This is a genomic window from Bacillus sp. JJ1521 (genome assembly GCF_036965165.1).
Taxonomy (GTDB): Bacteria; Bacillota; Bacilli; order Bacillales; family Bacillaceae_L; genus Ferdinandcohnia.
In genome coordinates this window covers 1-25,485 of sequence record NZ_JBALOX010000038.1, presented here as the reverse complement: position 1 = coordinate 25,485, position 25,485 = coordinate 1, and the positions used below count along the sequence as shown (strand labels likewise).

Annotated in this window: 19 protein-coding genes; 2 read left to right on the top strand and 17 right to left on the bottom strand. The window is 37.4% G+C overall.

Features of this window, described 5'->3' with window-relative positions; translation table 11 throughout:
* Positions 1-23 precede the first annotated feature (23 nt).
* From V7147_RS06845 to V7147_RS06805, 9 genes are all read right to left on the bottom strand, one after another.
* Positions 24-2,075, bottom strand: coding sequence for a hydantoinase B/oxoprolinase family protein (locus tag V7147_RS06845; RefSeq protein WP_335367109.1), 2,052 nt, complete (start codon positions 2,073-2,075; stop codon positions 24-26).
* Positions 2,072-4,237: a hydantoinase/oxoprolinase family protein gene (locus V7147_RS06840; RefSeq protein WP_335367108.1), complete on the bottom strand. Its 2,166-nt coding sequence runs from the start codon at positions 4,235-4,237 to the stop codon at positions 2,072-2,074. The genes V7147_RS06845 and V7147_RS06840 overlap by 4 nt, the downstream gene beginning before the upstream one ends.
* A gap of 14 nt (positions 4,238-4,251) precedes the next feature.
* Positions 4,252-4,614: an acetone carboxylase subunit gamma gene (locus V7147_RS06835; RefSeq protein WP_335367107.1), complete on the bottom strand. Its 363-nt coding sequence runs from the start codon at positions 4,612-4,614 to the stop codon at positions 4,252-4,254.
* Positions 4,615-4,616: 2 nt separating this feature from the next.
* Positions 4,617-6,518 carry a hydantoinase/oxoprolinase family protein gene (locus tag V7147_RS06830; RefSeq protein ID WP_335367135.1) on the bottom strand — a complete coding sequence of 634 codons (1,902 nt, stop codon included), beginning with the start codon at positions 6,516-6,518 and terminating at the stop codon, positions 4,617-4,619.
* A 163-nt stretch (positions 6,519-6,681) separates the two neighbouring features.
* On the bottom strand, positions 6,682-8,001 hold the full coding sequence (locus V7147_RS06825; RefSeq protein ID WP_335367106.1) for a phenylacetate--CoA ligase family protein: 1,320 nt from the start codon (positions 7,999-8,001) through the stop codon (positions 6,682-6,684).
* A 177-nt stretch (positions 8,002-8,178) separates the two neighbouring features.
* Positions 8,179-9,873 (bottom strand): helix-turn-helix domain-containing protein, encoded by a 1,695-nt coding sequence (locus tag V7147_RS06820; protein WP_335367105.1) that lies wholly within the window; start codon positions 9,871-9,873, stop codon positions 8,179-8,181.
* Positions 9,874-10,129: 256 nt separating this feature from the next.
* The gene (locus tag V7147_RS06815; protein WP_335367104.1) at positions 10,130-11,185 is read right to left on the bottom strand and encodes a C45 family peptidase; all 1,056 of its coding nucleotides are present in this window, start codon (positions 11,183-11,185) and stop codon (positions 10,130-10,132) included.
* Positions 11,186-11,364: 179 nt separating this feature from the next.
* A complete protein-coding gene (locus tag V7147_RS06810) occupies positions 11,365-11,589 on the bottom strand; it encodes a DUF378 domain-containing protein (RefSeq protein ID WP_335367103.1) in 225 nt (74 codons plus the stop codon).
* Between the two features lie 73 nt (positions 11,590-11,662).
* Positions 11,663-12,244 (bottom strand): TetR/AcrR family transcriptional regulator, encoded by a 582-nt coding sequence (locus V7147_RS06805; RefSeq protein ID WP_335367102.1) that lies wholly within the window; start codon positions 12,242-12,244, stop codon positions 11,663-11,665.
* A gap of 157 nt (positions 12,245-12,401) precedes the next feature.
* Between V7147_RS06805 and V7147_RS06800 the strand changes: the two genes are divergently transcribed.
* Positions 12,402-13,319 (top strand): DsbA family protein, encoded by a 918-nt coding sequence (locus tag V7147_RS06800; protein ID WP_335367101.1) that lies wholly within the window; start codon positions 12,402-12,404, stop codon positions 13,317-13,319.
* A gap of 59 nt (positions 13,320-13,378) precedes the next feature.
* On the opposite strand, the gene V7147_RS06795 is transcribed toward V7147_RS06800, so the two are convergent.
* From V7147_RS06795 to V7147_RS06770, 6 genes are all read right to left on the bottom strand, one after another.
* On the bottom strand, positions 13,379-14,116 hold the full coding sequence (locus V7147_RS06795; RefSeq protein WP_335367100.1) for a pirin family protein: 738 nt from the start codon (positions 14,114-14,116) through the stop codon (positions 13,379-13,381).
* 433 nt (positions 14,117-14,549) lie between these two features.
* Entirely contained in the window at positions 14,550-15,653 is a 1,104-nt protein-coding gene (locus V7147_RS06790) for a 5-methyltetrahydropteroyltriglutamate--homocysteine S-methyltransferase (RefSeq protein WP_335367099.1), read from the bottom strand.
* Positions 15,654-15,717: 64 nt separating this feature from the next.
* The gene (locus tag V7147_RS06785; RefSeq protein WP_335367098.1) at positions 15,718-16,470 is read right to left on the bottom strand and encodes a cyclase family protein; all 753 of its coding nucleotides are present in this window, start codon (positions 16,468-16,470) and stop codon (positions 15,718-15,720) included.
* Positions 16,471-16,715: 245 nt separating this feature from the next.
* The gene (locus V7147_RS06780; protein ID WP_335367097.1) at positions 16,716-17,597 is read right to left on the bottom strand and encodes a DMT family transporter; all 882 of its coding nucleotides are present in this window, start codon (positions 17,595-17,597) and stop codon (positions 16,716-16,718) included.
* 103 nt (positions 17,598-17,700) lie between these two features.
* Entirely contained in the window at positions 17,701-19,227 is a 1,527-nt protein-coding gene (locus V7147_RS06775) for a sodium:solute symporter family protein (protein ID WP_335367096.1), read from the bottom strand.
* 19 nt (positions 19,228-19,246) lie between these two features.
* Positions 19,247-20,374, bottom strand: a complete 1,128-nt coding sequence (locus V7147_RS06770; RefSeq protein ID WP_335367095.1) for a type I phosphomannose isomerase catalytic subunit — start codon at positions 20,372-20,374, stop codon at positions 19,247-19,249.
* 230 nt (positions 20,375-20,604) lie between these two features.
* Here V7147_RS06770 and V7147_RS06765 point away from each other — a divergent pair, with 230 nt between their 5' ends.
* Positions 20,605-21,111 (top strand): DUF3189 family protein, encoded by a 507-nt coding sequence (locus V7147_RS06765; protein WP_335367094.1) that lies wholly within the window; start codon positions 20,605-20,607, stop codon positions 21,109-21,111.
* 53 nt (positions 21,112-21,164) lie between these two features.
* Here the strand turns inward: V7147_RS06765 and V7147_RS06760 are convergent, their stop codons facing one another.
* A complete protein-coding gene (locus V7147_RS06760) occupies positions 21,165-22,436 on the bottom strand; it encodes a mechanosensitive ion channel family protein (protein ID WP_335367093.1) in 1,272 nt (423 codons plus the stop codon).
* A 468-nt stretch (positions 22,437-22,904) separates the two neighbouring features.
* Positions 22,905-25,485, bottom strand: a 2,581-nt coding sequence (locus V7147_RS06755) for an ABC transporter permease (protein ID WP_335367092.1), incomplete at its 5' end; no start/stop codon positions are given.

The following is a 25,485-nucleotide window of genomic DNA, read 5'->3' as shown; positions in this document are numbered from 1 at the left end:
GAACTCCTTCATTTTTACAGATTTTACATACGAACAATTTGTCGTAAAGGCTCTGCATTTGGCCAACTTCCATAGTAGACAAGCGCTTCTTCAGGCGGTTGCTTTGTAGACCACTCCACCATAAATTCATCGTAGCTCTTTCCTCGTCCTAAGCGATCCTTTCTTTCTTCTTCTCTAAGCTTTTCAGTTTTTACCTCATCAAGAGTTAACGTTTCAGGTTCATAGGAAACTTTATATATATTTTGTGCTACCCAATCTGAAATGAGTTCGTCCTTTAAATCTTTGATTACATTTTCCGGATCCCGATCCAGTACATCACCATAGCCCCCACCACCAGTGGAATTTGCCACATATATATCGCCTTCGAGAACAGGTGCTGCTGGACGTGGTGCACGCTCAACCAAATAATCTCCTTCAATGGAGCGATTTCTTACTAGGTCCGCAGTATTAACAGGAATATCTGCATCACCATTTTTCATTTTCTCAAAGTAATTGGCATTAACAATCTTTATACCAGGATGTGAAGGAGGTGGATATCCACCAAATAACCCTTGTGTGATTGGAACTTTATGATGCTTAATAATAGATTGGTATACTAAGAATGGAACGCCTTTTACAGCCCATGCTACATTTGTTCCAGCCCCGCCACGATATTTTCCAAATCCTCCTGAATCCTTCCAATGCTTAAAATATAAATGGACATGAGGCTGTTCATTCTCCATATCTTCCACATCTGGAGCTTTCCCCCACCAGCCCCAAGGGAATCCGAAGGAGCTATCTCCATCACGATGTGTTCTGGCTCCACTACCTTCACTATTCAGTACGTTTGCAAGCATATCAGCAAATGGGACGCCCCATTGGTTTTGACCAGCAATTACAACAGCACATCCACCTGCCCCGTAACCACTTGTTGAAAGTTCCTTTACGCCACTTGCATAAAGCATTTTTGCAAATGCATTAGACGTTGTTGATAGAACACAACTATTTGTAATCGGCGAGTTAGCAACAGATGCATCGACATTTGCGTTTAAAAATGTACCTTGTGGAACAATTACCTTTATTGACGAAAAAATTCCAGATGATGTTGGCAAATCTGCAAAAGGGACACCAAATAAATAGATTGCGATATGTGCGCGAACAATGTGCATAAAACTATTAAATGAACCATCATTTTCAGGTGATGAACCTGTGAAATCAAATGTGAGTGAGTCTCCCTCTTTTGTTAATGTTAATGCGCACCGCATTAATGAGTCGTTTGTTCCCATTGTATCCATGAAAGAAACCGAGCGGTATACACCATCCTGCCAGCTTGAAATACGTTTCCGCGCCCCTTCCTCTGCTACAATTAACATTTTTCTCATCACACCTACTACAAGTTCTACACCTTTTTTCTCAATTAGTTGTTGAACACGAACACGTAAACGATCACACGCAGCAACACGAGCTTTTGTGTCAATAATTTGCATTCTTGGCGCCCTTGAAACCATGTTTGCCATCATATTTAACATATCATTTCTAATTTGATAGTTTTCACCAATTTTAATTGGTGGCAATTTCATTCCTTCATCTGCGCGAGACTTTGCTGTAAGTGGCATTCCACCGGGTTCAATTGCACCTGTTTCAGGCTGATGTACCGCTGCTGCAGCCCAAGCAACTAATTCTCCATTATGGAAAATAGGCATGACCGCAACCTGGTCTGGGTTATGAACTCCTCCATAGAGCGCCTCGTTTGCATAGAAAATGTCACCTTCGTTAATTCCAATTGTAGGATCGTCCTTATAATGTTTAAGAATATATTTAATCCCAATTTGAGTGGTGACAGCATGTAGATAAACTCCACAATAGGCAGCAACAAGGTCCCCTTTTGCTGTATACAAGCCTACAACAATATCCCCTGAGTGAAGCATGGAGGAAACACCGATTTTCGTTAATACTTCTTTTGCTTCAAGCACTAACTGGTTTAACTTTTCACTATAAATTTCATATTCACCAGGCTTCAAACTATCAAGGGCCAATTGTTCAAATTCATCTATTGGTTCTGGATGGATCCGTTCATTAATTCCGAAATCAATCATGCCGTTACCCCCTCAACCGTTTTCTTTTCGATTAAACCATTTAAATATTGATCAACTGTATAAACAACATTAGGTGGTAAAACAACAGTGGTATGTGGTGATTCGATTAAGGCTGGACCCTCAATTTTATTACCACTATTTAAATCTTGAAGCTGATAGATGTTTGTATCTACAAACCCATCAACTTCCGGCCAGTATGCTTTTCGAGTTCCTTTGATGGCATGGCTTGCATTTTCACCTGAATTTTCATTTTGAATAAAATTAAATTTCTCTTGTGGAACGATTGCTTTTAAGACAATATTTTCGATTTCGACTCCACCTTCAGGGTAAACAGCAATAGAGCTGTATGCATTAGAGTATTCTTCTGTAAAACTATCCCATAGATTTTGAACATCCTCAGGACTGTTTAAGAATAGGGAAGGTGATACGGCCCTTTTAATATTTAGCTGACCACCATATTTCATATCTAGTTCTAATTGATACTGAATATCCTCTGGATTGAATCCTTCCCCCGTAATATCGCGGATGGCTTTTTCCTGGAGTTCACGTACGACTGAATTAAGAGATTCATAATCAGTTAAAAACTTCTTTGTTCCAGGCTCAAGTACAATGATGTGTTTGGATTGTTCATAAATGTGCATGATATCCATCATAGATGATGAAAAGGCACAGAATACAGGCGATTGCTGTAAAACGACCGTTTTTGGAATATCTGCCTCAAATCCAAAACCTGCACCATGTACGGGACCGCCACCTCCTAAAGCAAATAGCACGAAATCTTTAGGGTCGTATCCTTGAAGAGAGGTTTCTTTCTGGATAATATTAGCCATATTTCCATCACAAACTTTTTTAATGAGATAAGCAGCTTCATAAACATCTACACCTAATGGCTTAGCTATTTTTTCTTCGATTACTTGTTTTGCTTTTTCAATATTTAACGTTAGGTTTCCACCATGAAAATAATCAGGGTTTAGATAACCTAATACAAGGTCTGCGTCTGTCACTGTTGGCTCCATCCCACCTTGATCATAAGCTACAGGACCCGGAAAACTACCTGCACTTCGAGGTCCAACCTCTAATCGACCTCCTAGTACATCGTTAATCCATGCAATTGAGCCTCCACCTGTTCCAATTGATTTACTTTCTAGCATCGTCATATCAACTAACCAACGATCAATTACTGGTTTAAACTGATAATTATTTGTTTCTCCGTCCACAACAAGCCCAATATCAAAGCTCGTGCCACCCATATCCGTAACAACAATATTAGGATAATCATATAACTTACCAAGTTGATTGCTTCCAATGATTCCAGCAACTGGCCCTCCATTATACGTATTAACTGCCGATGTACGGAAAACCTCTGCCATTCCTCCTGTATTGTGAACCATTAGAAGTGGATTCTTGTACCCTAAATCGCGTAGTTCGTCTCCAATATTAGACAATTCTTCTGCCATTGCCTGGTGAAGATAAGCGTTTAAAATCGCCATATTTGAGCGAGTATACTCATATCTTTTAGGCATAACCTCGCTCGAAAGAACGACAGGCATATTCCCAAGGTAATACTCTGGGTATTCTTCTTCAATAAGCTCCTTAATTCTTTTTTCGTGAACAGGATTTTTAAAGGACCATAAAGTAGATACAACAAAGCCCATTACTCCTTGGTCAACTAAATATTGCAGTTTATCTTTAAAATCTTCTTCATCAAGTGGACGAATTACTTCACCTATATAATCAATTCTCTCTTTTACGCCTACAACATTTTCTCTCGGAATTAACGGAATCGGCTTGCTTACTTCAGCAATTTTCCTACTTTCTAATGAACTAATACCATCTTGCCATTGGCTTCCCTTTCCGATATATAGCATATCTTCATATCCCTCAGTTGTGATAAAACCAAGCTTTGGACCTTTTCGTTCAATTAGTTTGTTCATTGCAACTGTAGTTGAATAACGAATCATGTCCGTCTCTTCTAATAGTTCATCAATGGCTAAGTCAAGGAGTTCCGCTCCATTTTCAATGGCTTTAATAAATCCTACAGATAAGTCATATCCAGTTGTTGGACTCTTAGAAATAACCGATCGATCTCCGTATCGGATAAAGCAATCTGTAAACGTTCCCCCGATATCAATATCGATTGTAGCTCTTATTTTTGTTGTCATTTATTCTTCCTCCTTTACACATTTTTAAATAATTGCTTCTGTTGTTTTTCTTCTTCAAGAGCCCTTTGTTTTAATGATTTTAGGTCTATTTGAATGTCGTGTGTAATTGGATGTCCAGGTGCAAGAACTTCTGTTTCTACCAACGTACCGCAGCCAGGACAATAAAATTCAACTAAACGAACCCAATTTGCATCTGGAGAGAATGTGTATTCTCCTTCTATATGTGTTTGATGAATCTCACTAGGGTCACGATCATAAATGAGGCACCCTTTCTTGTAATTCTCATGTGCAGAATTCAATTCATGATCACATTTCTCACAAACCCACATTTCCTTCTGTAAATCGATAGCAATATACTCAGTTACCTTTTTTCTCATTCTTACACCTCCATAATTCCGTTTAAATGTTGGTCCATTCTAAACTTTGCACCAAGCGGAACAACAATCGTTGTATTGGAGCTTTCTAAAACCGCTGGCCCATCAATTTTATGACCAGGCTGTAAACCTTCAATGTCATAAATATGTGTATTGATTACATTTCCTTGCCAGTAAATTGGTCTTATCGATTTAGGCTCAGGAATGGTATTATCAAGCTCTAAGGATGGCAACGCAAAGTGAGAAACACTTACGTAACTATTTAAACGTACAAACTCAATCGTGATTCTCTCTGAATCTAATTGCTTAGCGATTGATTGCAACTCTTCTTTTAGATACTGTTCATTTATGCTATGAAAAACATCGCTAGGTAAAAAGAAAATATCTCTGACCTTTCCATCTTCTGATGCGACCTCTAAGGAAACTTCATATCGTATGGATTCTGGGGTAAATCCTTCTCCACGCATATCACGATGAGAGAGTTTTTTCATCTTTTCAAGGCTGACATTTGCATTGATAAGAAATTCCCCCATCTCTTTATTAGGACCAAATTGGAAATCGGCACGTTCCTGATACGTATGGGCAATATCGGCTGTTGAAAGACCGAATGCACTAAATACAGAACTAAAAGGGAATGTGAAAATTTTACTGATTCCACTTTTCTTAGCCATTCCAGCAGAAAATAAGCCTCCGCCCCCACCGAATGAAAAGAGTTGGAAATTCGTTATATCTTTTCCTCTTTCGTTCGAAAGCTGTTTTAGAGTATCAGCACCAATTTGTTCGATTTTATCAACAATAAGTGTCGCCGCCTCTTCATTCGAAATATTTAACGGTGTGGCGATCCATTTTTGAATAGCTTCGACTGCTTTTTCTTTCGATATTTTTTTTGTTCCACCTAAGAAATAATCGGGGTCAACGATTCCGAGAACTACACATGCATCTGTGACTGTAGGTTTTGTTCCACCCAGCCCAAAACATGCTGGTCCTGGAACGGATCCTGCACTTTCTGGTCCTAGCTGAAATGTTCCATCCGAAGTTACTTTAGCAATGGTTCCACCGCCACCGCCTACCGATAGAACGTGGATTAACGGAGCATGGACAGGAATTTCTGCAATATTTGATTCTGTATCAAATGTAAGCTCACCATTTGAAATCAATCCTACGTCTGTACTAGTTCCTCCCACATCAACAGACATGATATTATCGAGACCATACAATTCACCGATATATCTCGTTCCCATTAATCCTGCAGCAGGACCGGAATTGTACGTATCCAGCGCTTTGGTTTTTGCTACACGCGCGACACCACCATTGGAATGAGCAATTAACAATGGCTTTGTATATCCTTTTTGTCTTAAGCCCTCATCCGCTTTATATAAATACTTCACCATATCGCGATGTAGATAAGCATTTACCACTGCAGCATTTGTTCGAATACCATTATCGGATCGTGAACTAATATCACTGCCGAGTTGAATTGGTTTTGTACCAAGATAATGCTTTGGAAAATCTTCTTGAATAATCTTTCGAACTAGTTTCTCGTTTTGATTGTTCGCATGAGCATTTTTTAGACTCACAACGATTACCCTTGTACCTAGTTCTAATAATTTTTTTGTTACTCGTCTTATTTCAGCTTCACCGACTGATTTAACAACTTCTCCACTTTCAGATACTTCTTCATCAATTGAAACAATCAAATCTTCATGGATTAGAAAATTTAATATCGGGTTTTTACCATCTTGGTACAGTGATTCTCCATACCCTTTTGTCACTATCAACCCTAGCTTTGGTCCAGTTCTTTGGATAATGGAGTTCGTTCCAACAGTTGTAGAAAGTCTTATCGTCTTCGTTTCCTTAAGGAAATCGCTTACATTTTCGCGACCGAATCTCTTAGCACCTTCCGTAATGCAATTGTTAAAACAAACGGTTAAATNNAATCATGCGGCGTCGTTTCTACTTTTACCACTTCAAAGCGATCCCCATAGGAAAAGAACCCATCCGTAAAAGTTCCACCTGTATCAATATCGACAGTGTATTGCGCCATGTAAAACCCTCCCTAATTTTTATAGTTTAGTAGATTTCTTTGACATACTTTGTTTTCATTTCAAAGCGAGGTAAAGTACCCTCAGGAACTAATTGAACATTTGCACGAAACATGAGCTTGGCTCTTAACGTTTCCTCTAATTCTTTTTTCAGCATCGATAAATCCTTTTCTGAGTTCATCCCATGCTCCACCTTAATTTGCAATGGTGGTTCGATTGCAGGGCCTGGTTGTTCTAATAGAATTTGGATATCTCCTGTTGTTCTCGGATAGAAACTACTTACTACATCTTTTATTGCCGATGGGAAAACATTCACGCCCCGAATGATTAACATATCATCTGTTCGACCAATGCATCGAATTCGAAAACTAGTGCTTCCACATGAACATTTACCAGTTTTTATCGAGATTAAATCTCTTGTTCGAAATCTTAATAGTGGTACACATTCTCTATCAATCGCTGTATATACTAACTCCCCTTCATTTCCATCCTCAAAAGGCTTAACCTTACCAGTGTCTGGATCAATTAGTTCACAGATTACATAGTCTGGAGCTACAAAATGCATACCATCTCCAGCTGGGCATTCTGAGAAAAGAACGGGTGCCATATCAGCATTTCCCATTGCTTCAAAAACCCTTGCACCCCAATCCTGTTCAATCCTTTGCTTAACCTCTGGTAAACCACCACCTGGTTCACCACCTGTACCAATTAACGTAAATCCTAAATCTCTTGGATTCATACCAATTGAACGAATATAGTCTACAAGATATTTAGCATAAGATGGGGTACATAAAAGCACATCAGGTTTTAAATGCAAAGATGTTGTAACGAGTCTTTCAGAAGCACCTGTTCCAATTGGAATAAAGGTAGCTCCTAAGTTCTCAATTCCATCTTTTAAAGGGAGCCCACCTACAAAGAATGACAACCCCATCGCAAAAATAACTTTATGATGTGGTCTTACACCAGCTGTGTAATATACCCTTGATACAATATCTGTCCACACAGCACTATCCTTTTTGGTAATCCCTACATATGTAGGTCTTCCTGTTGTACCAGATGATGAGTGAATTCTTATAATCTTATTTGAATCAATACATTGGTGTAAACCTAGATCAGAGGTGTCTTCTTGGCTTTTACGAATTTCAAATTTCTCTGTAAAAGGCAGCTTTTGTAAATCTTCAAGTGTCTCAATTTCCAAAGGGTGGATTCCTGCTTCATCCAATTTAGAAGCATACAAGGGGGAATTCTGATACATATACTGGACTTGCTTTCGTAACTTTTCTTCCTGTAAAAGCTTAAGTTTCTCTGGCGATATTTGTTCCTCAACTGACTTCTGATATGTGAACAAGATTAGCCTCCTCTCCTCTATTCGAATTTTTAATAATTTCGAATATTACGTCTTAATTGTACAGAATACAAAGCAACGTAACCACGTAGTTAACCTACAAAAATATCAATTATTTTTTTCGAAACTTTGTCTTCTAGTAACAAAAAAAAATGACCATTTTTTTAAATAGTCATTTTCCTAAACCCTACTATACATTAAATGCTCTAACCGCAATGCTAAAGATAGACTAAGTCTTACTTCAGAATCCCCTAGATCAAACCCGGTCATATCAGTTATTTTTTCGATACGATACTTCAATGTATTTTGATGGACAAATAATTCCTCTGCAGCCTTCTTAATTTGACCATTATGCTTTAAATAGACCTCCAAGGTTTCTTTAATTTCTTTAGAATTTTTCAACTCATTTATCTTTTTTAAGTATAGGCTAGTGTATGCGCTTACGTTTCTTTCATCAAACAGGATTATACTCGAAAGCAATGTCCAACTTCCACACGCTGGATAATAACCAACATTCCCAAGATGCCTAATTCTAGGAAGTGCATTTAAGATTTGACTTGCTTGTTGATAGGAATGTTCTGTCAACTCGATTGACCCTACAGATTCACCCACTCCAATGAAAATCTCTAGTTTTCGATTCTTAGCATGTACATTAAATTTTTTATGTAATATATCTTGAAGCTTGTAGCTTAAATCCAGTATTTCATTATCTGAATCATGCGAAACAAGAACAATCATTGCTCCATCTTTGTAGATCATATATGGGTTCCCTAATAGTTCTTCCATTTTTGAGCTGATTCCTTTGGGGACATTTTCGGAACTTAAGTTGAACCATTCACCATTATCATATGCACCAATTCGCAAAATGGAAATCCGGGGTTTTAATGTAATTTCCAATGTTTTCAGTATGCTATAGGCTTCGTCTACTTTTTCCCTATTACTAAATAGTAAACAATCAAAAAGCTGATGCATAAGGTATCTTTCAATTTCTAAACGTTTATTTGTTGGAGTTTTTGTATGAGACATCTCAAGTACAGCATTTATTGTAAGACCTAATTGTTCTGATAAGTCCATTAGCAAATTTAAATCATCTTGGGTAAAATATCCGTCATTTTTATTGATAGCATGAAGAATTCCAATTCTTTTATTATCGACCACTAGTGGAACGGTAATGATAGATGTAGCTTTAAATAGTTTTACATAATTTTGGTTAAAGCGTGTATCAGACTGAGCATCGTATGTGATTGCCGGAATTCCTGTTAAAAAGACATCTCTTGCATTGCTTTTTTCCGTTAAGGTAACACGATACTGTCCAATTATTGAATCTTTCCATGATCCAAAAGCTGGTTTTTGCAATCTCAGTTCCTTATGTACAGGATCATACAACATGATGCCAGCCATTTCTGAATTCAACAATTCTCCTACCTTTTGAACGATTTCTGCCAAAATTTCTTGAAAAGAATATTGGTTAACAAGTCTTTGTAATTGAGTCATAAAGTTGAGACTTTCTGATTTCCTTTGCATGATCAAAAATAAGCGAGAGTTTTCAAGGATAATTGGAACTGATTGCATAAAGAAATTGACAATATTTATCTGTTTCTCTGATAGTTCCTCTTCTTGCTGTGGAATAATGACTAAGACTCCAGTAAAAGCCTTTTGTCTAGTAATGGGGAAAAAATAGGTAGCATTTTCTTTTATGTTTCTTTGAGTTTGAAGCTCAATTTGCTGAAATTTTTGTTGTGTCGATTCGATTAATTCTTTTTTCTCCAATTTATCCAGATTCTGACTTGATTGAGGGATTAATTGTTTTAAACTTTGATCAAAAACAAAGAAGATCCCCTTTCCACCACCAACTAATTTTAATCCCTCTAACACTATGGCTTCAGTTAATGGCTTCCATTCTTGAATACTGTGGAGACTTTCAATTCCTTTTTGCAGTAATTCAATCTGATTTTCATTTAGAGAGCTATTTTTCTTTGAAATAGCAAACCACCTCCCGGCATTTATTTATCAGCCTAAAAAATATGTACGAGGTGCCACATAAAATTATGTTAATTATTAATTATAAACTCAATTCAGAAAATTTGTCAATTGTCGATCGGTTGGGACGAGTGCAAGTATCCCTCTATCCTCATTTAAACCAATCAGCCTTTTCCTTATTCACAAAGGGGATATCTGTATCAACTTCACCTTCGATTTTTGTAATCGGAAAGTCTGTTCCCTTTATCCATTCAGCAAAGTTAAATACAGCAGGTTCCTGGTCCCCACCAAGCGCACACCAGGCTTCTAGTTTTTCAGGAAAATAGGCAGACGTATGAATCGTTCCTGCCCAACTTCCATAAAGCTTTGAGAAGACCCCTTGATCCGTATCGTTTAAAAGTCGAAACGCCTCAAGTCCGTTTAAGTTGTCTTTTTCTTCAATAGCCTGTAGCCTCTTATTCGAATCATCAAGGGCTCGACGATTCTCTTCTGTTAGGATTTTAAAATGATTGGTGCAAGTATATCCTTGTCTTACCTCTACTCTTCTTGGTGACGTTTCTACAATTGTAGGCATCTCACAGCGAGAATCAAATAAAACATAGCTAAAGGAACCTCTATGTGGAATTTCTTTTAACAGCTGGGTGGCCTCTTCTACATTTGCACATAGTTCAAGAATAAGTCTTCCGATCATATAACAAACAAATCCGTTTCCAGGGCGTCTTCGGTTCATAAAAGTATACCCCATTGATAATCCCTTCTCGTTTATCCCATCAGATCTACCGGTAATTTTTTGTGTTAAACCTAGGGTTGCATATCCACCACCTGTAGGTTGAAATACAACAAAACGACCGTCATATGTCTTCGGATGATAATCATAATTTCGGATCATATAATTTTCGCCGACTAATATCGAACAGCCTGAGGGCTTGATATTAACCCTGTACCCTCCAAATTCCATCAATACCTTTTCCATCGACCATTCCAACGCATCTTGAAGCCCCAAAAACTCTTCCCAGATAAATGGAGCCAAACTTTCAAATACCCGTTTCGTCTCAATTGGATCGATTCGAAATAGTGGCTTTCTTACTTTCCATTGCTGCTCACGATTCCTTACCAGAAAAGAATCCTTAAGAAGCTCTCCCTGCATATGACCGAAATCATAATGACTCCCCCTAAACTGAATCACATCCGCAAAAATGCTCTTCATAACCAATACCTCCCAGGGTTGCAGAGGCAGGTTCATTGCCCCTTTAAAAAAATTGGTAATATCCACACTTAATATTTACCTTAATCTTCACCATGGATATCTTCTCATTTTTTTCCCAAAACGTAAAATAGATCAAACCCTAGGGCTTGATCTACTAATTAAAAAGCTTTTATTGATTCTTAGGTTCTGCTGGTTTCAGGAACAATTTCGCGACTAGGTTTAAATAGAAGACTAAGACTGTATAAACCACTTAATCCCACCAAACCGTAGATAATCCTAGATAAAAAGGAATCCTGGCCGCCAAATATAGATGCTACCAGATCAAACCGGAAGAAACCGATAAGCCCCCAATTAATCGCCCCAATAATTACTAAAGCAAGCGCAAAACGTTGTAATCCATTCATAGTTATCGCTCCTTATATTTAATAATTTTAGGTTTTACAATTTAAAATAAAAATATACATTCATGAATACAGCTTAGCTAAGTACCGGTCCCTGTGACCCAAGGTCAATACCATTCTTAATATAAGGTATAGCTGACCTAATCATTTCCTCTGGGCTAACGGTATCCGGATTTCTTCTCCATTCGACGGAAGCCCCGTACATCCCCCAACTTAACATGATAGCTGTAACTTTTAGCGAATTTTCATTGTCTGTAGGATGTTGTTTTTTTAACATTTTATAAAAAATGACTTCAAGCTGGTCGCGAATAATTCGTGAAATGGTATCCTCATACCCACGATGGCATCGGTTCGATAACGAAAGTTGAAAATTCGTGATTGCCTTAAAGATAGCGATAAATGTTTCTTCATTTAATTCACTTTGTTGATAGGACTCGCTATTCAAATTAATAAGCAAAACCTCGGATAAAACCTTTTCCAATAGGTCATAAATATCTTCAAAATGATAATAAAATGTAGCCCGATTGATCATTGCTTCAGTAGTGATGTCTTTAATCGTTATATCTTTAAATTCCTTTTTTCCTGAAAGGTCAATGAAAGAATCCATTATTAATTTTCGTGTGCGTAGAACCCGGGGGTCAGTTTTTTCTTCAGACATTTCGTAATCCCTCCCACTTTTTCAACATTTTTTAAAATATGTTGGATATCCAACATATCAAGTAATCTATTGGTATGTATGCTTTCCATTATCCACTAAAATGGAATTACAAAGCAAACAGATTGATTCAATAAAATTAAAAGGTGAGGGAAATCAAATGACAAACAACAATTTAATGTGTGATTTAGAAACAGGTGTATGTGGAGTAGCAGGAGACGAAGAAATGGAGATGATTGATTTGAACCCGAAAAAGACAATTGATTTATATTATGTAACAGACCCAATTTGCTCACATTGCTGGGCGCTTGAACCTACTTTCCGCCGCTTCAAAGAGCAGTATGGACATTACTTCAATTTCCACACTGTATTGGGTGGATTACTTGAAAAATGGCATGGTGGCCCCGTTGATCCAGCAAATGGAATCTTTGGACCGGCAGATGTAGCTGGGCACTGGAGAGAAGTTGGCGAATACTCACGTATGCCAATCGATGGATCACTGATGGTTGACAATCCTGTTCAATCTTCCTTCCCACCATCACGTGTGTACAAGGTGATTCAAAAAAATCATGGTGACGAGAAAGCAAATGAATATTTACGCTTTGCTAGAGAAGAACTATTTGCATTCAATAAAAATATTGCTGAAAAATCGGTGATGATTGAAAATGTAAATCATTTAGGACTAGACGGAGAAGCTATTGTAAATGAAGCAGAATCTGAAATCGGACAACAACTATTAAACGAGGACTTTGCTCTTGCAGCAAAACTTGGTGCTAGAGGCTTTCCTACCATTATTATGGTGAATGAAGAAAATAAAGGCGTTAAAATTGTTGGTAGCCGTTCGTTGGATAACTATGTTACCGGGCTATCAAAAATTACGGGCGAAGAGGAACCAAAAGCAAAGCAGCAACCTGCGCTATCACAGTTGCTCGAAAAAGAAATTCTTTTTGCAAAAGAAATTGAAGTCATGTACGATTTGGAACCGTCTGAACTAGAGGCTTTCGTTGAGAGTCAATTAAAACCAAAAGCTTATGAGGAAAAAGAGCTTCTTGGCGAGAAATACTTTGTGAAAAAATAAAGTAAAATAAAAATCTGTAAGGCCCGTGGTAGGGTTTTACAGATTTTTTCATTTAGAATTTATAATTCCTTTTTCCCACTAATGGTTCCCATCAGTGATGCCGGCGCATTCATATCGACGAAAAAGAGCACAAGTGTTGAATCTGTTACTGCAGTTATCCGGGGTAGTGCTACTTCTAGATCTGTAACAGCCTCCATTTTTTGAATTTGAAGGTCACCGACTGCAATCTCCCCATCCAAAACATATAAAAATGGATGTAAGCCTTGACATACAGGGATATCTAATTGATCCCCTTGCTTCGGATTTGCATCAAAAATATAGACGTCTTGTCTAACTGGAAGTGGAGCTTTACTTTCTTCAGGTCCCACTATAAGATACCAGTCTCGATTTCGAATTGGCTTTTCATGAAATTGAATAGTAGGTTCAAGATCTGTTTCACGTGGTCGAACGAAAATTTGCAGCATCTCGACATGATCATTTTTCACTTTTTCTTCATGCCAGAAGCTTTTTCCCGCATTCATCATCATTAAGTTTCCAGGAGAAATGGGTGCCTCCAAACCAGTTGAATCCTTATGATGCATCGTACCATTCCATACATAGCTCAAAATCTCATCATTCACATGCTCATGCATTTTGATGGTTAATCCCTTTTTCATTACGGCATGATCGATAATGCTTAATGGTCCAAATGAAAAATCCTCGTTCTCCTCTAAAATATCGCCTGGCTGAATTCGTGTAATTGTAAATGGTCCCTTGTATGGTTGTTTATGCATATCTGCAGATAGTTTTCTTAGCATTGAATAGTCACCTTTTGTTTTAAGTAAAGTATAACAAATCTAGCTATACGTTTCTTGTTCAAGACCTTTTTATATACACATCAGTTTTAATTAAAGGGTAATAACCCTAACCAGCAAAGGTAAAAATAAGCGGAGCTTTTCCGTCTAAATACAGGATGGAGCTCGTTTGGGGATAAATAAGGGTAGGATTTCCGACTATGCAAAGCAAAATCAGTCATTTTCACGTTTTTCAACTCAATAGACGGAATCTCTCCGTCTATACCAGCCTTTTTTTATAATGTTTACCAATTAAGCGGAATTTTTCCGTTTATTTTATAAGACTCGAATGCTTAACCTGATCCCATAAAAAGAAAAAGACGCATGCCAATTCATACGTCAATTCTTGTAAGGAAGCACCCTAACCTTTTATCATCTAGTAGTGTTTGCTCCCTTCTTATCCCCAAATCTCTTTTGAAATATCAACGATATACTTCATTTTCGCCCATTGCTCTTCTTCCGTTAAAATATTTCCGTGGTGGGTTGAAGCAAAGCCACATTGTGGACTAATACATAAATTATCAAGTGGTACAAATTGAGATGCTTCTTTTACTCGCGCAATAATGTTTTCTTTCGATTCCAATTCCCCACGCTTTGATGTAAAGACACCAAGTACAACACGAGGACCATCATTTGGGACAAACTCTAGTGGAGTGAAATCCCCTGAACGATCATCATCATATTCTAGGAAAAAGCCATCCACATTTTCTTTCGCAAATAAGGTTGGTGCAATTTTTGCATAGCTACCTTCAAATGCCCAATTGGAACGGTAGTTTCCGCGGCAAAGATGAGTTGTGATTGTTAAATCTTCCGGCTTCCCTTCTAGCACACCATTTGCAACTTTTAACGCTAATTCAATCAACTCCTCACGAGTAGAACTACTATCATTAAAAGGAATTTCCGGTGCATTTAGACCCGCTATGTACACATCGTCTAGTTGAAGGTAACGACAGCCTGCTTCGTAGAAAGCTTTGATTGCATCACGATATGTTTGAATAATATCATTTGCATATTCCTCAAGGTCGGGATAGATTTCCTTGTTGCGAATACCAGCGTTAAAAAGTTGATTTGGACTTGGGAAGGTTTGTTTTGCAACCGCACGATCCCCAACAATTTCTTTAAATTCGACGAAATCTTTAATATGTGGGTGGTCTTGGTTGAATGAAATTTTCCCAATAACCCGTACATCGTAGCGTTCTGTTTCTTCACCCTTGAACTTAAAGCCATAGTCCGGAACATAGCCCTCAACACCATTTAAATGCTCTAAGAAATCTGTATGCCAAAATCTGCGACGGAATTCACCATCAGTAACGGCTTGTAGGCCAACTTCTAATTGCTTATCAACTACTTTTTTGATTTCTTCAGTTTCAATTGCATGAAGTTCTGTTGCAGTAATGGCTCCTGCTTGGAAATCCTTTCTTGCTTGATGAATTCTTTCTGGTCGTAGTAAACTTCCTACATGATCTGCGCGAAATGGTGCTTTAACTAATATTTTTGTCATTGTATATTTCTCTCCTTTTTAGCCTATTTTTCTCTTAGTTTCATACATTTGAATTCAATAGCTTTTATGGCAAGATAGCAAATGAACGTACTGGGAATCCAGATCCTTTTTCGGGTTTTGGACAGATATTAAAAATAACGGCTCCTTTTGCCGGTACTTTATCGAGGTTAGTCAATAATTCGATTTGAAATGTATCCTGCTCAAGCACATAGTATTCTCCAATTAGTGACCCATTTTTTCGATAATCAATTGCTGCATCCGTGTCAAACGTTTCGTGGCCAACAGCTTTAATATTTCTTTCCTCAAATAAAAATTTTAAGGCCTCAATTCCCCAACCAGGTGCGTGACTATTACCATCTGAATCTATATTTTCGAATGCTTCTTTGTTTGGCCAACGTTTGCTCCAGTCTGTCCGCAATGCTACAAATGTACCTACTTCAATTTCCCCATGTTCTTCTTCAAATTTTAGAATGTCTTCAACACTTAGAATAAAATCATGATTTTCTTCTGCTTCCTTTGACTTATCAATTACAACCAGTGGTAGCACAAGCTCCTTTAACTCAAGTTCATCCAAATAACGTTGGTTAGGAACAAAATGGATCGGCGCATCAATATGGGTTCCATATTGTCCAGGAAATGTGAAACTCTGTGCAAAAAATCCATCATCATGAGTAAATAGTGTTTTAAATTCAGCATCTTGGAAAGCAGCAAAATGTGGAGAATTCGGACCAAAAGAATGTGTTAGATCAACCCACTCTTTACTTTTCAGAATTTCAAAAGCTTTTAATAACTCATTTTCTGTTCTCAACGTTGACATTCAATCACCTCATAATTAATTTTAAATGCAAAAAACCCTCTTCTCGAAAATAAGAAGAGGGTTAATAGACAAATAGAACATCCTGCTCTTCTTATCTTCTAGCATTCGCTACTGGAATTGGCACAGTACTAATAGTCTGTTGCCGAGGTATCANNGGATAAGAAAATTTCGAAATATTTAATTATGAATTTACTCTAAGCCTTAAATTAGTAATTGTCAATATCATTTTTATTATTCAAAAAATATCAAGATACACTTCTGGCTCGTTTCCAATTAATCTCACTGATAAAAGAGGATCCTAATATTAAGACTCCACCCACAATTTGAACAAATCCCATACTTTCATTCAAAATGATAGCAGCCATAATCACAGCGGAAATCGGATCGATATAGCTAAATACCGCGATTGTTTGACCTTTTAATTTTTTCAAGACTGAAAAATATAGTAGGTACGCGAACCCTGTATGAATAATTCCAACAATTAATAGTAAACTGATAGATTTCAAGTCCAAGCTAGAGTAATTCAAGTTTTGTGTTACTAGGACGTATGGAAACAATACAATCGAAGCAGTCAAAAGCTGCATGATTGTGGTTTCAAAATCTGATAGATCTTTAATAAATTTATTCAGAAGAATCACACTTGTGTACAAAGACGCTGCAAGTAAACCATACATAATGCCAACAGGATGATTATAAGCTCCGATAGCCACTTCTCCCCCGGGATTAACGACCAAAAGCAACCCTAAAAATGCTAGTGAAATTCCTATTCCTTTCATCCATGTCCATTTTTCCTTCAGTAAAAAAGGTGCTAAAATCATAACAAACACGGGGGCAAAATAATAGCTAAGTGTAGCGTTGGCAATGGTGGTATAGCGGTAAGCCTCAAATAAAAAAATCCAGTTAAAGCCCATTGCTGCTCCCGATAAAATGAGTAGGACAAGATTGCGTTTAGAGGTTTTGAATGAAAACTTCTGCTTAACTAGAAAACTAGCACCAATTAAAAACAAACATCCAATTGCTCCCCTAAACAGGGCAATTTCGCTAGAAGACAAATCAATATTCTTCACAAACAAACCGATACTACCAAAAATTAGCATAATTACTATAAAAATAGATTTAGACTTCATATTCTTACTCCTAGTGGGTCATGGGGACAGGTACTTTCCCTTCGTCCCATCTTAATACAAAAAACAGAAGATCTCAATATCGAGACCTTCTGTTTTCAACAAGTTAGACTGCTTTATTTACTTTATCATCTTTTTTCTCATCTTTACCTGTATCTAAGAAGTTTAGTAACTCCTCAACTTCAGGTGATACTGTAACACCTCTACGCTTGTTGATATAGCCCCCACCAAAGAATACGATTGTAGTTACGATTAATGGGAAAGCAGTTTCAACATCTGTAGGGATAATATCAGTTAATTGTGTGATAGCAAATCCTACGATACCTGCAACGATCGAATAAATCGCCACTTTTCCAGTACTGTATTTAAATTTAGAGAATAAACCAAATAGTAAAGGTACTGCCATTGGACCAACTAGTGCTGAGAACCAAGTAATTACTAGACCAAGTACTCCACCAAATTGTTCTTGGTTAATACCAACAAGCATTGTAATGATGGTAAACATAATTGTTAAACCACGTGCAACCCAAAGAGATTTTTTATCAACATTTTCTTTCATATCTTTAAATTTCTTATTTAGAACTGGTAAGATATCACGTTGAACAACTGCTGTTAAAGCGTTTATATCTGATACCGTCATACCCATTGTACTTGCAAACATAGATGCTAAAACTAATCCAACTAGACCCGCTGGCAAGAATGTTTGTGTTAACATCGGATATAATTGTTGAGCTGGATCACTTAAATCACTAAAAATTAATGGTGCTGCTACCATTGGTAAGAAAATTAACAATGGCCATACAAAGTATAGGACAGCTGATAGTCTTGCTGCTTTCTTTGAATTTTCACCATCTGGTGTTGAAATAAATCTTGCTGCAAGGTTCCAGTTACCACCGTTGTAGTCAAAGAATTTAACGAATAAGAACAAGAATACCCAAAGTGGAGTATAAGAACCATTAAACGGACTAGCATGACCTTGTGGCAGGTCTCCCCACATTGTAAATACGGAGCCAACTCCACCAAGTTGACTGAAAACGCCTACGAAAATAACAATACCTGCAACTAATTGTACAAGGAACTGAACAAAGTCAGTAATTAGATCGGCCCAAAGTCCGCCAATTGTTACATAGATTAAAGAAACTGAACCGGATAAAAGAATACCTAACCAAATTGGAAGGCCAGTGAAACCAGCTAATAAAATACCCATTGATGCCCATTTTGCACCGATATCTAGAAGCTTAATTAATACCCCAGTCCAAGCTGTTACTTGTTGTGCTGGTAATCCAAAACGAATCGCCATGTACTCAGTTGGTGATTGAATCCCTAACTTTTGACGAAGTCTAGGCCATCTTGGTGCGATAAATTTAGCCCCAACGAGTAACCCAATTCCAATTGTTACTGCCCACCAGAAATAAATCGTAATACCATAAGTATATGCAATAGCTGCATATGCTACAAACACTACCCCACTATGACCAGATACGTGGTGAGAAACCCCAGATAGCCACCAAGGAACCTTTCCTCCACCAACGAAGAAGTCACTTGAACTATTATTTGCTTTGTAACTAAAAATCCCAATTCCAATCATGACTAGGAAAAACGCACCTAATACAATCCAATCTAATGTAGCCATAATATAATTTCATCTCCTACTATTTATTGTTAATATTCTCTGGACCAAATAATCTTAATGCCCTTAAAGGTTCATTTCCTTCGTTTCGAAGGGTTAAACCGCTTACTTTTGCAGGAATAAAGAATTGATCGCCGATGTTAAAAGAATGATTATACCCATCTAAAACTATTGAACCGCTTCCAGAAAGAATGTAGAGACCGGAAAATACACCATTGTTGCTAAGCTCGATTTCATTGTCTACTTCAACCTGTGTCATTCTAAAATAAGGTGTATTTTTATACCCAATTAATTCAATTTCTCTATTATTCTTAACTTCTTTTAAAACGGAAGGGTTTACAAACCATTTTTCGAGTGTTTCTTCTCGTGTAAAGGTATCATAATTAAAGCAATCAAACATTTTCTTAAAACCAATTCCTTGATGACACATAAAATCATCAATTTCAAGTCCTGATGGTGAAACCTTTTCAATACGAATTGTTAAATCTGTAGGTTCCTGAATTTCAATCAAGAGACATCCTGAACCAATTGCATGAGGTGTACCTCCCTCAATTAAAAACGTATCTCCAGGTTTTACATCGTATTTGTGAAGGCAATCTAGCATCCCTTGAATATCTTGGTCTTCAAACAGCTTTTCCCAATGCTCTTTTGTAACACCATGCTTGAAACCAAGGTATACGTATGGAGGTTCACCTTCAATTTCTCTTCCTCCAATGATGTGCCAGCACTCCGTTTTACCAAAGGCGGAATCAAATAACTCTCTTGCCTTCTCCCGATTCGGATGTACCTGCACAGTTAAGCGTTCACTAGAATCAATAATTTTTGCGAGAACTCCTGTGTTGTTGCCGTATTTCTCAGAATGACTTTGTCCCAAAAATTCGACAGCGTTTTCATCAATGAGACTTTTTAAGGACACATCTGCATCTTGCATGTCCACTTTACTTAAGCCTTCATCTAATATATGCTCACGGCCGACATTTCTAGCAGAAACGATTGACATCAACCACTCTTCTGGAAAATGACTATCTTCTTGATTATCAACTCCATGCAGCTCATCTATCAATTTTCCTCCCATATAAGTCCGCCATGCTCTAGCAGGTGCTAATTTCAAAGGAAAATCTCCAGTTAATGTTTGTACAGACTTACTCATAGCAAATCCCTTCTTTATCTGAATTTACTGTGGGAAATTATTTTTACTAGAATGCAATCGTTAACATACTAGTATATTAGAATACTAGCATGTTCATTTTTTTAAATCAAGTCTTTTTTAAACGATTACATAAAAATATTTTAGAAAAGTTTTTTTCAATCATTTTAGCTAGATTGAAGTTGTCATTTTATGGAGATAATAAGGAAATGACTAGCATAAGGAGGGCTACTATGATTTACATTTATAATGATTATGCTGGGACACATAGTACAGCATTAGCGGCAGCCTACCATTTAAATAAACTACCTACAGATCGAAAGTTAACAAAAGAAGAGATCTTGCATGTTGATTATTTTAATAAACTAACAAAGAAGGATTTTGGGAAAATGTACTTCCACGGCATTGATGAGGATGGTAACCCTGTTTATTCAATAGGGCGAAAAAGAAGCAAGCTACTTGTTCCTGCTCTTAAACAACTTAGTACTATTCTGCAGGAAAGATATAAACAAAAAGAAAAAATCATTTTCTCAAATACATCACCAACCGTTCCATTTGCGATGACGATGGGCGGATTTTTCTCAAGAGGCATTCATATTGATTTCATTGGCGTTCCTCTTCTAGTAATAGGTGCAAAACAAGCGTGTGGTACGATCCAAAGCTTAGTTGAACATACAAAGCAAACTGCTAGATCGTCTAGTGAGAATATCGTGATACTGGATAATAAAGAATTTAAATAAGGACAAAAAACTCACAAAAGCTGGGGTAACCTGCCCTTTGTGAGTTTCTACTTTTATTCATATTCGAATGCCTGAACCTTTCCATCCTCTTTTCCTTCTGCCATCATTGTCTTTAAATCATGTCCAGATGGATCTTGGAATAAGCGAAGCCCAAACTCCTTTGCAATCGCAAAAAGATGGTCGAAAATATCGGCTTGGGTCGTTTCGTATACAGCCCATCTTACATCATTTGAAAATGCATATATTTCAAGAGGTAAACCATGCTCAGTTGGTGCTAACTGACGAACCATCATTGTCATTTCCTGATTAATTCCAGGGTGACATTGAATGTAGTTGCTAACATATGCCCGAAATACACCAATATTTGTTAGAGCCCTTCCATTTACCGGATTGGTGCGGTTAATATCATGCTTAAGATTGTAATCTTCGATTTCTTGTTCCCGGTTTGTAAGATAATCAGAAAGAAGTTGGATTTGCTTAAATTTCTCAATCATTTCCTCTGTACAAAATGTAATGCTATTTGTGTCGATAAATAAAGAGCGTTTAATCCTACGTCCACCTGAGGTTTGCATCCCTCTCCAATTTATAAAATAATCGGAAACGAGTGCATATGCTGGCACATACGTAATCGTTTTATCCCAATTTTGCACCTTAACAGTAACCAAAGAGATATCAATGATGTCTCCGTCTGCCCCGTACTTTGGCACTTCAATCCAGTCACCGACCCGAACCATATCATTGGTCGTCAACTGAACACCTGCAACAAGACCCAATAAAGAATCTTTAAATACCAGCATAAAAACAGCTGATAAAGCACCAATTCCGCTTAACAAAATAACTGGACTCTTCCCCATCAGGTTCGCAATAACCAGGATGATCCCAAATGTGATGACAATAATTTTAACAACCTGAACATATCCTTTTATTGGCCTAGTCTTTGATACCTCATACGTTTGATAAATATCATTAATGGCATTTAATAGGCTACTAAGAACCATTAATCCAACAATGATTATATAAATATTCGCACCCGTTTGAATCAAATGCTTATAGGTTGGAAAGCTTGAAGAAAAGGAATGGATGATGATCGCTGGAATAATATGGGATAGTCTTCGAAAAACCTTTCTCTCGACAAGCATATTATCCCATTGATATTTGGTTTTAGTGACGATTCGAGTGATAAGGTTGATGATCACTTTTTTCGTGATAAAATTTGCCACCATACAGATGAGCACTATAAAAAGAATCATCAAAACTACAGAAAGATAATGCGCTAATGTTGGGTCCATTTCATACTTTAAAAGTTGTTTGTCAATAAACTTCATATTCCCCTCCATTGTATGTATTATATCTCTTTGCAAAAAAGTTCATGTATTTACTATTATAACAAAACCAGTTGCGTTTTTTCGTTCTGGGGCTTTGCATCGAAGTGCACATGGACTTGTAGGTCTACAACATATATTCGTTGGCTCGTTCTGATTTGCGTTGGTTTTCACATATTTGTGTCGATTCTCACGGATTTGCGTCGGTTTCGACATGTTTGCGTCAGTTCACACGGATTTGCGTCAGTTTACACTTATTTGCGTCAATTCACACGGATTTGCGTCGGTTTACAAATATTTGCGTCATATCACATGCGTCCATTCAAGATTTTTTGCGTGAGTTCCAGCGAATTTGTGTCACTTTACTATTTTTTTGCCACAACTCACTCAGATTTGCGTCACCGGAGTAAAAAGAGACCTAACCACACTGGTGGTCAGGCCCATTTAAAGGGGAGAGTCGGACTCTGCCCTTTAAATACTCTCCTGTTTCAAACCATCTATTATATTTTCCTTTTTTACTTTTTGTATCGAATACAGCATGGCTACACCCACGATGACAAAGATAATGATGACAACAAATAGGATGCTCATCCACGGGAGATTAAATCCATATTCAAATGTATTTCGGAGTGACCAATAGATGAGATACATGACTACAAGGCTAATCGGAAGACCGTATAATAAAGCATTCACACCATAAAATATACTCTCATAGTTGATCATTTTGTTGAAGCCTTTTGGTGTCATTCCTACAGAACGAAGCATTGCAAATTCACGTTTCCGAAGCGAAATGCTTGTTGAGATAGTATTAAAGATATTCGCAATCGAAATTAATGAAATCAAGGCGATAAATCCATACGTAAAGACAGACATGAGTAAGACCAGTTGCTCTTGTTCTTGTCGTCTCTGATAGACATTGTACACATGCGTACTAGAATCTGTCACCTTATCCAACTCTTCCTGTGTCGCCATTGGATCCGAGCTATTCATGTATAATTCGGCTCGGATTTCATTTTTTACATTCTCATTATCTGACACAATTTTAGTTAATACATCCTCTGAAACAATAATATCTAATCCACCTGGTCCACTTGTATTAATCCCCATTGGAAGCTGATCGGTTAATGCGGCAATTTCTATTGTATTAACGAATTGTGATTCTTCATCCTCTTCATAGCTCATCGTATATAAATCAATCGGATTACCTACTTTTGTCTGGATCGATTTCGTTTCAACAAATTTTCCCGTCTCTCCATCTTCGTAACTTATGTTCTCGATAATGATGGCTGATGGTGTTTCAGTATTTTCTAATTGCGTAGCATTCGTGCCCACTTTTTCAGCATAATTCTTGAAACTGTCCTTATCTAAACCATATAGCCTGACGTAATAATTAAATTTCCCATCCTCTAGCATAGACGGATTATTTTCAACGTATTTTTGCAGTTCATTTGGAAGTTGGTCCTTCTCTACCCAAGCACTTAAATAAACTGTTTGAACGATACTCGTTTCCGTTACAAACTTTAGATTTGTTAATGGCAGCAGATCGTCCTTTCCCATTTGATCATTTATCACTTGAATATCAAAATTAATGTCCTCTTGGGATAGCTCCAACGACTTTTTAAGATTTTCTGTAAAAAATGATACTGTCAAAAAGAGAACAATACTTATTACAAGTGAGAAAACAGTAGCTTGATATCTCTTTTTATTCCGTTTCAGGTTCTTTAAGCCAATTTCAGCTTCGATTCCGAAAATTTTGCGAACCAGTTTTGACGTTTTTACTGCTTTTCTAGATAATTTGATATCCTGTGTTTGGCGAATCGCATCAATTGCTGACACCTTTGATGCTCTCCTCGCTGGGATATATGTTGATATAAAAATTGTGATAATCGAGATCACACACGCCACTATGAGAGAGGATGGTGTAACGATGACCTTTAGTTTTTCAGAAACATTAAGTGCACCACTGAGAAAAGAATTAATAAATGAGAAGGTTATCCCAATTCCCAATAGACCTGAAAGAATCCCGATAGGAATGCTAATCGCACCAATCACCGCACCTTCAAAAAAGACAGAGTTCCGCTTTTGCTTTTTAGTAGCCCCTACACTTGACAGCATGCCTAAGTGCCTAGATCGCTCAGATACACTGATTGCAAATGCATTGTAAATCAATGCAACCGAACCAATAATAATTACGCTCATGATAATCCCTGCTAAAGAAAACAAGGTCATACGTAAACTATCATTATCAGTGACTCCATAATAGCGTAATAAATCGTTATTATAGGAAATGGACTGGATTCCATTTTCTTCAGCTAGGGTTTCTGCATGTTTATATAATGAGCCTTTTACTTTCTCTAATACTACAACTGCATCTACTGTATGAGTGGTGCTCAAATCGGTTTCGCCAACATATTTAATAACTGTATATCCTGGAGACCACGTTGGTTCCCAATTTGGACGTTTGATGGTTCCTACAATTGTCAAAGTTTCTGTAGTTTCAGTCTTGAGTTCTTCCGTTACTCCTTTTTCGTCTGTGGCCAAAGAATCAGTTTGCCCAAATGGTTCCTCTCCTCCGGCTACCATTCTTTTACCGATATCAACCGTGATGTTTTCACCAATGTCAAATTTGACTTTCGCATTGTTCGCAATTTCCTCGGATATCACAATTTCATTCTTTGCCAGAGGAAGACGCCCCTCCGCTATCTCGATTGGAAATTGCTGAAACCCAATTGTGTTATATTCTTTAAAAAATAAATAGGGTTTACTCTTATTTTCCGAGCCTTCAAGATTTGCATAACCAAGATCATTTGAAAGGATCAATTTTTTTGTTTGACTATCATTTTTAATCTTCTTGATTTGTTCTGCATCGACATTATTATATTTGACGTGCCACTCTCCATTTGTTGCAATGTCATCTCGTATAAGCAGGTTTAAAAACGAGACACCAAGCGTCGCAACTGCTGTTATCATAGCAACAGAAATGATTACACCAATGATCGTAACTAGGGTTCTTCGTTTATTTTCCTTCAAATGTCGAATCGTCAGCTTGTTG